Below are 12,060 nucleotides of genomic sequence, written 5' to 3'. Positions count from 1 at the left end.
GAGTTTCTGAATAGTCGGAAGTGTCAACTCAGTCAGTGTTTGAAAGTCGTGAGGGCCTGGCTGCATCGAGTTGCAGGCAGGATGAATTACGCAAGTGGTGATCCACTCAATGAATCATGCTGGTCGAGATCATCAGCCGGGGTTAGCGGGCCATGTTGAGATGTCCGAGCTGTGGAACGAGAGTTACGGGAGCAGATCTCGTCAGTGGGATCTGTTCGCGCTGCCATAGCCGCTTGAGTGATGAAAACGACCATTCTGAACTTGAGAGTGATACTCTCGACACAATGCTTTCCGATCCGGGGATCGCAGATTCTGCGGCGGCCTCGAATGATTCGCTCGATCTTTCTGGAGCCGCTAACCCTTCTTCCGCATCGCTGGCACAGCCAGAGAAACCTCTGCCGGAAAAGCCATCTGACTCGGCCATGGCGACCCCCGTTTTGCCCGGGGAATCGATTTCGCCACCATTAAGGACGCTGGATGCCAGTGCTGTGGAATCGGCCCCGATGGAATCTTTGAAGAAAGATTTGGGAGCCCAAGGTTCACCGGTGGCTGGACGTGAGACGCCCGACGAGTTCGACAATGGTGGTCGAACGATGGTGATTGCCGACAGCTCGGTCTTCTTTGCCGACTCGGCGGATATTGTCGTCTTGCCCGAGGGTTCGGGGTCAATGGGCGATTCGGCGGAGGACAGTTCCTCAATCGGCCAGACGCGGGCATCTGACGATGAAGATGTCCGCATGGTGACGGAAGAAAGTATCGATCTTTCCGGCTCCGTTGATCTTTCGGGACCCGGTGATCAGACGATGATCTCTGATGAGTTTCCAGACCCGGCGGGCGGCCCGGCGCATGGTGAAACCTCCGACGATTTTCTTCCTGCAAAACCGGCGGCTCAGACCCTCGCGATTGGTACTCCTGAAGGAGAAGCCGACGACAGCTACATGGCCACGTATGTGGCTGATGATGAAGCAGAGCGAGTTCAGCAGGAAAGAGCCGAAGCAGGCGCGACGTATGTGGGCCCGGAATTCGCCGATCTGGAATCAGGAGATACTGCCGCGACGTTTGTCTCGGATGATGTTCCTGAGGCCATTATTAAGACGATCGCCTCAGTCTGGGGAGATGAACCTTCCGGGAATGATGTTAAGCCTGTGACGAGTCTGAAGGGTCGGGAAGTTAAGCGTATTCCTGGTCCTCGTCAGACGCTGGTGATCAAACATCGCTCGTTGACGCATGGGCCGGGGCCAAAAGTTGGATCGGATCAGGCCGAATACGAGGTAATTCGGATTCTTGGCGAAGGCGGTATGGGGGTGGTCTACGAGGCGAGACAGACCTCGGTGGATCGTGAAGTGGCTGTCAAGATGCTGAAATCAGCGTCGGCCAAAAATGAGCGTCAGCGGCAGAAGTTTCTGGCTGAGGCAGTCGTTACGGGTGATCTCGAACATCCGAACATTGTTCCGATTTATGATGTCGGTTCGGCCAAAGATGGCTCGCTCTTCTACTCGATGAAAAAAGTTCAGGGGACACCCTGGCTGAAAGTCATTTCGAAAAAGTCACTCATCGAGAATCTGGAGATTCTGCTGAAAGTGGCCGATGCCGTGGCATTTGCCCACGCCCGGGGAGTAATTCACCGCGACCTGAAGCCCGAAAACGTAATGCTGGGTGAGTTCGGTGAAGTGCTGGTCATGGACTGGGGGCTGGCACAGCCTTCGGCGGCCTTCCGGCGGAAAGACAGCATTGTCGAGAACACCACCATGGGCGGGACTCCCGCTTACATGGCACCGGAAATGGCTACAGGGCCAATCACTAAAGTCACTCCGCAAAGCGATGTGTATCTGCTGGGTGCCATCCTGTTTGAGATCTTGACTGACATGCCGCCGCATGCCGGCAAGACGGCCATGAAATGCCTGATGGCTGCGGCGCGAAATGAGATTGTCGAGACGGATCAGGAAGGAGAATTGATTGCCATTGCGTTGAAAGCGATGGCGACAGATCCGAATGACCGATATCAGTCGGTGATGGATTTTCAGGCGAGTATTCGCGAGTACCTGTCACACTCGGAAAGTGTGCAGATGACTGTGCGGGCCGAAGATGACCTCAGTGAAGCGGGTCGTCTGGGGGGATATGAAGGGTTTGCCAAAGCCCTATTTGGATTTGAAGAAGCTGTCGAGCTTTGGGATGGAAACCTGCGGGCCAAACAGGGTGAGCGGAAGGCCCGTCTGGCTTATGCCAATTTCGCTATCGAGAAGGGTGATTACGATCTTGCGAAGTCACTGCTGCATCCGACTGATGCAGAACATCAGCCGCTGATCAAACTGATCGACGAGGCGGTGGCTGAACGGGAAGGTCGGCAGCAGCGCATTCGCTTATTGAGACGCACTGCCAGCGTGCTCGTAGGTGCTGTGGTCGTGGTGGTGACCATTGCGTTCTTCTGGATTCGAGCCGAAGCCAATCGTGCCATGCTTGCCGAAAAAGAGGCCACGAAACAGCGGGACGTGGCGGTCAAGAATGAACAAGAAGCGAAGCTGGCGCGTGACGACGCCGAAGCCCGTCGCAAAGAGGCGGAGCTGGCCAAAGAACAGGCAATCATTGCGAGAACTGCGGCACAGACGGCAGAAATGCAGGCTCGTGAGGCTCAGTCCGTCTCGGAAAGGGAACGGGCGAAGGCTGAGTTAGCCCGCATGGCCGCGGAAAAAGCCAAGGCCAGTGAAGAGTACGAAGCTTATATTGCCCGAATTGGTCTGGCCTCGGCGAAGATCAACGAGAATGCTTTTGCGACTGCCAAAGAATTATTACTGGATTGCCCCACCTACCTGAGGAATTGGGAGTGGGGGCGATTGATGCATTTGTGCAGCCAGCAATCGAAACAGATTCAAGCCGGGTCGCCACTGGATGCTTTGGATATTCAGCATGAAAAAGGATTGTTTGCCACCGGTGGCTGGGATGGAACAGCACGGATCTTTCAGTTGAAAGACGGGGCTCCGAAGAGTGTTCTCAAGACTCAAGGCCAATATGTACATGCCGTGGCCTTTCAGCCCCAGGGAGATCTGATTGCCCTGGGTGGCAGTGAAGCGGGAGCGTATCTGCAGCTTTGGAGTGTCGAATCCGGCGAGCGGGTGCGCATTTTGAAAGGGCATGCCGATGGAGTGCTCTCGGTCGAATTCAGCCGGGATGGCAAGCAGCTTTTAAGTACCTCGTACGACAAGTCGATCCGCCTGTGGGATGTAGAAACTGGCGAGGTTGTCAGAACGTTTGAAGGCCACAACTGGTGGGTGTGGTCGGCACGATTTTCGCCCGATGGAAAGCGGATTGTCTCGGCGGGACAGGATGGAATTGTTCTGGTGTGGGATGTGGAGAGTGGGCGGCATTTGCCACCATTTACCGGTCATGAGGGCCCCGTGTTTACGGCGACATTTGATCCGTCGGGCAAGTATGTGGCCAGTGGTGGTTACGACCGCACAATCCAGATCTGGAGCCCGGCCAATATTCAGCCATTTGATTTTCGACGAGTGGCCGAAGAGGTCGAGGAGTCTTCCGAGAAAGCGCTGCTCGAACTGAGTGCCGAACAACGCTCGGAAGCGAAAATTCTCAAAGGGCATGAGGGGGCCGTGCGTGCACTTCATTTTTCCAGAGATGGCGGTTTGCTGCTCAGTGGTGCTCAGGACAACACAGCGAGGTTATGGGAGTTGCCTCAAGGGCGAGCCACTCTCGTGCTGCGAGGTCATGATGGCTGGGTGCGGGCCTGCGACTTCAGCCTGGGTGACCGGCAGATTCTGACCGCCAGCTACGATTCGACTGTTTGCGAATGGAGTACCGATCGTTACGAAGAGTTTCGCGTGTTGAATGGTCGAGTCTTCGAAGGGCATGAAGATGCCGTACTTTCGGCCGCCTGGGCACCCAATCAGCAATCGATCGTTACGGCTGGTCGCGATCGAACAGCCCGTACCTGGAATGTCGAAACGGGCGATAAGCAGTTGCAATTCAAAGAAGGTCACGAATTCCTGGCTTCAAAGGCCATCTTCTTTGATGGTGGTAAACGACTGGCAACGGCGGGGGTGGATAACACACTGCGATTGTGGGAAGTCGAGACCGGTTCTCAGACAAAGCTCCTCGAACACACCGGAAGAAGTGCGGCCTTTGACATTTCAACCGATGGAAAGTGGCTGGTGACGGGAAGTGATCGTAAAGTGGTCGTACTTCGTGATCTTTCAACGTTGGAAACGATTTTCGAATTGACCGGTCATCAGCATGAGCCCACAGCGGTGGCGATCTCACCCGACGGTAAGACGATTCTTTCGGGAGATCTGCGTGGCCGAATTCTGTTGTGGTCTCGCGAGACAGGCGGCCTTCTGGGGAAGCTGGATGGTCATTCCCGTCGTGTTCAGAAAATTCTGTATGCGACGGATGGGCGTAAGGCTTACAGCGCCAGTGCAGATAACACGGTCGCAGTCTGGGATCTGGGATCGATGGCGGAGATTCGTCCGGCTGTGATGAAACATCCGGAATCAGTCCTGACGATGGCACTTTCGCCGGATGGCAAGCAGATCGTCACCAGTGCTGCAGATAATACTTTACGACTATGGTCGACAGCCGATTCCAGGCTGGTGAGTGAGTATCGCCTGCCGGAAGGGATGGTCAATTCGCTGGAAATTTCTCGCGATGGGCGTCTACTGGCAATTGCGAATGCAGAAACACGGCAGGCTGAGATCCTGGTACTTCCTGGATTTAAGCGAATTCCCATGGAGATGGGAGGATCCGTCGTGGATCTGAAAAAACGGGGAGCTTTATTGTGGGCCGTCGCCTTTGGGCCGGAAGCTGAGACATTGATGACGATTGGTGGCACCGATGCCCGCTTATGGAATCTGCGCGATGGGCGGGAGATGATGTCATTCAGCCCGAATGGAGTGGTGGCCTCGGCGAGGTACTCTCCTGATAATCAGTGGATTGTCACATCAAGCTGGGATAACTCGGTGAAAGTGTGGAAGGCTGCGACTGGCGAATCGATGGTCAGGCTGGAAGGTGGGCATACCTCTGCCGTGAATATGGCCAGTTTCTCACCTGATGGTGAACTGATTTTGACAGCCAGTGACGATGGAACGGCCAAGCTCTGGAACTGGAAAGACGCACCGCCGAAGGTCGTCAAAGTGCTGGGGCTCCATACAGGGCGGGTTCGCTCGGCCATTTTCAACCACGATGGTTCGCGTATCGTGACGACATCATCCGATAAGACCGCCCGCTTGTGGGATACGACGACGGGTGAATGTCTGCAGATCTTCCAGGGGCATGAGTGGCCTGTTCTTTCTGCCGCATTGAGTGATGATGGAAAGTTGCTGCTGACGGGCAGTGAAGACAAGACGGCGCGCCTGTGGAATGTGGCCACCGGGAAAGAGCTGTTTGTTCTGGCCGGTCATACCGCACCCGTGACAAGCGTCGATATTTCACCAGATGCCACCCGTCTGTTGACAGGGAGTCAGGACGAGACTGTCAAACTGTGGGATACTCGGACTTCTAACGAGATTCTGACGCTTTCACGCCATACCCAGGATGTAACGAGCGTCGCCTTCTCGCCCGATGGCCGACAGATTCTGACTGGCAGCCGGGATGGCACCGCGATTATCTGGCTGGCTCGTGAATGGCGAGATGAAGCGAAGAATGGAATCGAAAAGACTGCTCAACCGATGGAAGCTGATGAAGCACAGGGACTTCTCAAGACGGTTGCCGCAGAGTGATGTTTTGCTGAAGGTCAAAGCAGAGAACAGCGCCTGATCTCTAACTCCAGTGTGCAGTTGCATGCCGCGATGGAGTTCATGATGCCCCTCGTGATGGTGCCTGGGCTTTTGTGCTGACAGACACCCAAACTCAGGAGAGACATCTCATGCTCTTCAGGTTGCGCAGTTCTCAGAGCAACATGACCAGTCCTTCGACCGTCTGAATTTTCCGGTAAATGGCCAGGACATGGTAAGAACTTTGCACCATGGGCTCGACAGTCAGCGAGACATGTCGGCCCTGTTTGGTTTCCCGGATGGAATGTTTGGGAACTTCGGGATGATCCAGCTCGGACTGAATTGCAGTCAGAATGCGGCTGGGAAAATCATTCTCGGCTTTGCCGATCACCTTGAAGGTGAACACGCACGGAAAGCTGTGCATGGCCTCCAGAAGCTCTAAAGCGGGAAAAGTTTCCATGGGTACAGATTTCCTTTGCTAACGAAGCGGCACTGGCCCTCGCCGCTGATCCGTTCTCTGCGATTCTCGAGCGGGAGTGAGTTCTGGTCTTTAGTGACCTTCGTTCCATTGTCGAGGCCGAAGGGAAAAACAGAATACTCAACTTCCATGATTTCTGATTTTACAGACTCCAGTCGAAATCAAACATGGTGTAGGCTATCCGAACATGCTTCGAAGTACGATCGCCCGTGATGGATGATCGATGGATGGCGGGGCGATAGGCTGCTGCTGGACTCGTCCGCTGGTTTGTTTCTCCTGACTGATTCGCCCCGGCTGAATTCCTCTGACTGATTCACCGTGAGATGCCTTCTGCTGATTGACACCTTGAATACGAAATGGAATGAATGATGCGCGCACTCCAGCTTGTTGAACCGAGAGCTTTCCAGTTCATTGAAATTCCTGAAGTGGCAGAGCCGGGTGCAGGTGAGGCTGTGGTCGAAGTGCATCGCGTGGGAATTTGCGGCACAGACCTGAGTGGGTATCTGGGGAAGATGCCTTTCTTTTCGTATCCACGCATTCCGGGGCATGAACTGGGTGTGCAGGTGCTGGCTGTGGGTGACGGTGTCACCAATGTTAAGCCGGGGGATAAATGCTCAGTCGAGCCCTACATCAATAACCCGGAGAGTTTTGCCAGTCGCCGAGGACGGGGGAACTGCTGTGAAGAGTTAAAGGTTCTGGGTGTGCACACGGATGGCGGATTGCGGCGGCGATTCATTGTTCCTGCCCGCAAGTTGCACCCTGCCCAGAAATTATCGTGGGAGCAGTTAGCACTCGTCGAGACATTGGCGATCGGTTGCCATGCGGTCGATCGCTCGATGGCGCAGCCTCAGGAAGATGTGCTGGTGATTGGAGCCGGGCCCATTGGACTTTCCGTCATCGAGTTTGTGAAGCTGTCGCAGGCGCGTGTGATTGTGATGGATATGAATGCCCAGCGGCTGGCTTTCTGCCGGGATGTGATGGGAGTTCGTGATACGATTTTATCCACCGGGGATGGCAAAGAGCTGCAAGAACTCGAAAAGCTGACTGATGGGCATCTGGCGATGGCGGTCATCGATGCGACAGGTTCAGCCCGATCGATGTCACAGGCCTTGCAGTATGTGGGGCATACGGGACGCCTCGTTTATGTAGGCATTACTACGGATGTCCTCTCGTTTGGGCACCCTTTGATGCACCGCCGGGAAATGACGATTATGGGTTCGAGAAATGCCATGCCTCAGGATTTTGGTCGAATCATCGATCATATCGAAGCTGGGCGGATTGATACCCGGCCCTGGATCACGCACACGATTCCGTTTGACAATGTGATCGATGAGTTTGAACGTTTTACCAAGCCAGAGACGGGCGCAATTAAAGCGGTGATTGATCTGGATTGTTGATCCTGATTAATCACCACCAGCAGGACGTTCCCTCTTTGAGTTGGCTGCTGCAGGCTGACATTGAACAGATCGTTGCATCACCCTCAGCCATCTGGTGAATGGAACTGATGTGCTTCGTGGAAATCAATGGCGAGTGGAAATCCTGTAAAGCATGCTTGCTCAGAGCCGCTGACTATTACACACAACTTTGCATGGACATTAATCTGAAGTGTTGCTGGAGACTGGGTGGCTGGGGTCAAACGTCCTCGTTTGCCCCCAGGTTGTTTGACTTGGATCGTCGCTGAAGAACTTTCTCAACTGCCATGAAGCATGTCTTCAGATGCTTTCGTGCTGGTGAAATTGATGTGAACAAGGGCCAATGAAGAGATCCGGCTCCTGCTACCCGAGCAAGAACCACGCCCTTTCGCAAAGCCTCCAGGGCGTGCCACCCAAGACAAAGTCAGGTGTAGTGGCAGGGCATGCGCATGGCGCGGCTTCTTGTTGTCGTGGAATTGCACGACAACCCGACCACGAGTTGGCCGGGCCACCCTTGGGTGGCAGTTGTGTGTAATAGACAGATCGGAGCCGCAGGCATGGCACACAACGAGCTGTTGTCTTGTCGCATCCGAATGGATGTCAGACGTGAGTGCCTGTCCCCCAGAAGATCAACCACCTCCTGGCACTCACCACACAGGCAACTACTTCTGGAAGGCGTTCTGGATCGACTGCAGCATAGCCCTTTCGAGGGGAGCATCCCGACCGCGAGGAATCCAGCCGCTGGGTGAGGATTGACCGACGACGAGATCCAGATCGCGCTGCAAAGGGGTGTGATCCTGGAAGGTCGCGCCACCGGCGAAATTCGCAGCCCCTGCGACATCTTCGATCTCCTTGAAGGCTTCGACAGAGATGAAGTACCCCCCCTGAGCAGGGGTCACGCTGATATAAGCTTTGCGGCGGATCGATTGCAGTGTGCTCTCCCAGCGGGAGTAGCCATCTGCCGAATCGCGATGCCAGGGCTCAAGAATTCCTGCCCCGGTCTTGAATTTCGTCTCAATCACCCCATCGATGCGACTTTCCCGTTCAATCTCGAACAGGTAATCGTGTACGACATCAACGGTGGTTTCCCAGGCCTGCTCTTCGTTCTGGGCACGGACGAACAGCGGATTGCCCATCGGTTGGGCGGCTGTCTGCGGACCTCCAGCGCAGCCTGCAATCAGTAGCAGACCCCAAATCGCGAGGAAGTATCTGGTCGCATCCATGCTGATCAATTTCCGTTTCCGCCTGGCAGATCCTTTGCGAAGCGACTGAACCTTGGGAAATCGTTTCAGAATTTCGCAAAGAAGGCCAAAACCAGCAAGATGAGTTCCACCGGCAGGCATTTGCCAGAGAAGAAACAATGCGGAATTCGATGGATCGCCATAAAGCAAGGCGGCTCAATCGCATAAGCAACGAGGGCCAGCCCCTCTGGGACTGACCCTCGTTTCGCATTAATTGTTTCTGGAACAAAAGCCATACGGATTCTTGGGGGAGAATTTCCGTAAGCGTCTATCAGTTAATAGATTGTTACGATTTCAGAAAGTCGCGGATTCAACGCCAGCGGCATTGGCGGGAACCAGTGCGGAAACTGGCTGCTCGATCTCGACAGTTGCCAACGCAGCAGCTCTGCCCTTCATGCTGCAGCAGCTCTGCTCTTCAGCAGTCACCAGCATGGCCATGGCCTCTTCGTGGTTCTGACTCAGTGGGCAGCAACCGCCACTGCTTTTCATGGAACATGGAGAGCTCTCGACCGGCTGGCCACTGATGGCAGCCACAATGTTGGCCTGTTCGCTCCATGCCAAGGTTCCGGCGACACCTAGCCCCAATGCAGCGAGAACGAGCAGAAATGGCTGACTCTTTCGGGGAGCTGTGGCCGCGGGCGATTCCACGTAGCTCAAAGTGTTGTCGGTGGGAAGAGGCTGTTGATCTGACATGGCTCACTCCGAAGGGAAAGGAACGGAATCAATTCTTGAAGACGGTTTGAACGACCACAGGTGGGCTGTTTGTAAGTGATTTCTATTAAAAGGCTTGTGTCTTTTTTTAGGGGTTTTTTCGGTCTTGGCTCCAGAAACAGTTGGCACGCGCACAGGAATTCCTCAGGGATTGTACCAGTGAACCCGCAGAAAACCAAAAAGCAATATTTTGAATCATCCTGTGGCGAGCCATAAGCACACCTTGATCGACGAGCTCATGTTTCTGCGAAGAGATCGGTGGCGTGGAAAAAAAGACCTTCCGAAGATAACCGCCTGTCACACTTGGCGCTGCTCTCACTGTTGAGATATCCTTCGCGGTGGAGAGGTGACAGAGCGGTTGATTGTGCCGGTCTCGAAAACCGGTGTACCCGCAAGGGTACCGGGGGTTCGAATCCCCCCCTCTCCGCTTGGCCTTTGGCCAAGAGAGCAGTGGAGCATGAGACCAGTAGAGCAGTAGAAAAGATGCGATGCTCCACTGTGGTCTACTGCTCCACTGCTCTCCTATTCTTGACTCTCCTTTCTCTCTGTTCAAAGCCTTCGTGACTCAATTCCTCAAGAGATGGTCGTAATTCCAGGTGCTCAAGTTGCCCTCTGCTGAGTGGCCTTCCCGGTTGAGTGGCCTTCTCAGTCGCCGCTCAGCAGGCTCCGCTTGAAATTCAGATTTCGACCGGAGTGGTGAAGCAGCAACTGGTATGCTTTTCGGGCAACTGCAATTGTGGTTCCGGCTGACTTCATACACCGAACGGTGTTCTTCCTGTTTGGTATTGAAAACCGTCTCAATGCCGCATACGGGCTCTTGCCGTCGAATGACCTGTGCCTCCACGGCACTCCATCAACTCCAGATGTGTGATCGCAAAAGAAAATGAAGACGGAGTCGAACAAATCTTTGATGCCCACAATTGGCACTTTGATTGTGATGCTTACTGTTGCTCCCCTTGCTGTAACAACGACTTTGGTATGCTCCCATCCCGATTGGGACCGTAAAATTGAACTGGTGATTATGGAAATTCTGGTGATGGCGCTGTTCGGTCTCATCACAGTCCCGTTATGGCCCACTTACATTCCCGCAGTCGTTCTTACACCTCTGATTATGCGTCACGTGGCTGCCTGGCAGAGTTTTCATACGACTCCTTTGCCAGTTGTGATCTTACTCTCGATGATCATTGGGAGTCTGTACGGTCTACTGATCCTCGCTCCGGCAATTGTGTTGTCGATGCACCACAGCGAGGGCTTAAACAGAGATTGGATTGTCGCCGGCGCAGTGTCTGGCAGCGTCACACTGACGTGTATCTGTCTGATTCATCGCAGTTCTGGCCCCGATTGAAACTTTGATGTCTAATGGGGTTGCTGTTCTCCGAGTTCCAACTTGCGATTGTCAAAATTGTGCCGTAGCCTGGTGCGAAAAATGCGCGACGCGATATGGAGGTTCGTTCGATGATCCGTCGCAACTCCTTGGATCGTCGGATGCATCAAGATTGAAGGAGTCAATCCTCACCGACCAGGTGAGGCAATTCTCTGCAGCCGTTCGGCGGCAACAACTACGTTCTGCGGAGGAGGGTAGATACATTATTCATCCGATGGACTTGCGAGAGTTGTTCGAAGCCCGGGACGGCCGGCCGACGGAACATCAGGCGGCTCGAAAGATCGCTACCTTCGCCGTCATCCCGGCGGCAATCGTTGGTCTGCTTGCCAGCACCCGACTGGTCGGTCCAGCCGATCCCATCGGACGACTTTTGTGGGTCTGCACGGCGGCCGCGTTGGCATCCGGGTTCTGCATCGCGTTTCTGGTGTTGGGTATCTACTCCCTGTTTGGATTCCGTCCGGTTGCAATACTCGCAGACGCTCTGGTGGGTGTATTCTATAGCTTTTTGTGCGCGGCCACCTTGACCTTGTTACTCATGTCGCTGAAGGTTGTCCCTCCTGGTTATGCGTTGTCCCCCTTGCTCCTGATCCCGTGCGCTGCCGTCGCCGTTCCACTCTTCCGGGCAAGGAGGGGAACGATGCGCGACGACGAAGCCGTCAGGGAACCCGCAGAGTCCCAAACCGCTGAACCAAAGGGTGAACCAGATTCGTAGACGACGCGGGTTTGAAATCCTGGTTTTAGGCAGCAATCCAGGTTGAAGATCTGATTTCTAACGAGGTGAAGCCACAAGAGGATTACTGACAGGGTTGCCCAGACGTGGCTTTGCACGTCTGGGTGGCGACAGGCACATGAAATAATTGTGCAAAATACGGCAATTCAGATAGCATGCTCTGTCGAAAGTCTGATGTCGACAGGGGTGAACTAACAGCGGAGGGCACTATCAGTACTGCCTCGATTCTCACAGGCCTGTATGAGAATTCCTCCGACAGAAAATCAACGTCTGTCGGCAGCACACAGATTGCCTGCAGAAAGTTTCCCTGCAAACTCTGTTAATTTAAGGATCGACCACTCCGTCGGTCATCACAATTCCAATCGGGCCATTTTACATTTGTCGAGG

8 protein-coding genes and 1 tRNA gene are annotated in these 12,060 nt (G+C 54.3%); 4 read left to right on the top strand and 5 right to left on the bottom strand.

The annotated features are described in order from the left end of the window. The first annotated feature begins 152 nt into the window (after positions 1-152). Positions 153-5,723: a WD40 repeat domain-containing serine/threonine protein kinase gene (locus A6X21_RS15585; RefSeq protein WP_068849459.1), complete on the top strand. Its 5,571-nt coding sequence runs from the start codon at positions 153-155 to the stop codon at positions 5,721-5,723. Between the two features lie 169 nt (positions 5,724-5,892). Here the strand turns inward: A6X21_RS15585 and A6X21_RS15580 are convergent, their stop codons facing one another. Further along, positions 5,893-6,177 carry a DUF493 domain-containing protein gene (locus tag A6X21_RS15580; RefSeq protein ID WP_068849457.1) on the bottom strand — a complete coding sequence of 95 codons (285 nt, stop codon included), beginning with the start codon at positions 6,175-6,177 and terminating at the stop codon, positions 5,893-5,895. A gap of 386 nt (positions 6,178-6,563) precedes the next feature. Here A6X21_RS15580 and A6X21_RS15575 point away from each other — a divergent pair, with 386 nt between their 5' ends. Beyond that, positions 6,564-7,592, top strand: coding sequence for a zinc-binding alcohol dehydrogenase family protein (locus A6X21_RS15575; protein ID WP_068849586.1), 1,029 nt, complete (start codon positions 6,564-6,566; stop codon positions 7,590-7,592). Between the two features lie 677 nt (positions 7,593-8,269). Here the strand turns inward: A6X21_RS15575 and A6X21_RS15570 are convergent. The 3 genes from A6X21_RS15570 to A6X21_RS15565 all read right to left on the bottom strand — a co-directional run bounded on the left by A6X21_RS15570 (position 8,270) and on the right by A6X21_RS15565 (position 9,541). Further along, a complete protein-coding gene (locus A6X21_RS15570; RefSeq protein WP_068849583.1) occupies positions 8,270-8,830 on the bottom strand; it encodes a hypothetical protein in 561 nt (186 codons plus the stop codon). Between the two features lie 65 nt (positions 8,831-8,895). Beyond that, positions 8,896-9,084, bottom strand: a complete 189-nt coding sequence (locus A6X21_RS24390) for a hypothetical protein (RefSeq protein ID WP_131818370.1) — start codon at positions 9,082-9,084, stop codon at positions 8,896-8,898. Positions 9,085-9,142: 58 nt separating this feature from the next. Further along, positions 9,143-9,541, bottom strand: coding sequence for a hypothetical protein (locus A6X21_RS15565; protein WP_068849455.1), 399 nt, complete (start codon positions 9,539-9,541; stop codon positions 9,143-9,145). A 358-nt stretch (positions 9,542-9,899) separates the two neighbouring features. Between A6X21_RS15565 and A6X21_RS15555 the strand changes: the two genes are divergently transcribed. Both A6X21_RS15555 and A6X21_RS15550 read left to right on the top strand, forming a co-directional pair. Next, positions 9,900-9,986, top strand: a tRNA-Ser gene (locus tag A6X21_RS15555). 483 nt (positions 9,987-10,469) lie between these two features. Then, complete coding sequence (locus tag A6X21_RS15550) at positions 10,470-10,904, top strand: hypothetical protein (protein WP_131818369.1); 435 nt, start codon at positions 10,470-10,472, stop codon at positions 10,902-10,904. A 303-nt stretch (positions 10,905-11,207) separates the two neighbouring features. Here A6X21_RS15550 and A6X21_RS24760 read toward each other — a convergent pair whose 3' ends face one another. Continuing rightward, the gene (locus A6X21_RS24760) at positions 11,208-11,357 is read right to left on the bottom strand and encodes a hypothetical protein (RefSeq protein WP_165603821.1); all 150 of its coding nucleotides are present in this window, start codon (positions 11,355-11,357) and stop codon (positions 11,208-11,210) included. Between the last annotated feature and the right edge of the window lie 703 nt (positions 11,358-12,060).

The organism is Planctopirus hydrillae (assembly GCF_001707835.1).
Taxonomy (GTDB): domain Bacteria; phylum Planctomycetota; class Planctomycetia; order Planctomycetales; family Planctomycetaceae; genus Planctopirus; species Planctopirus hydrillae.
This window is presented reverse-complemented; position numbering and strand designations above follow the sequence as displayed.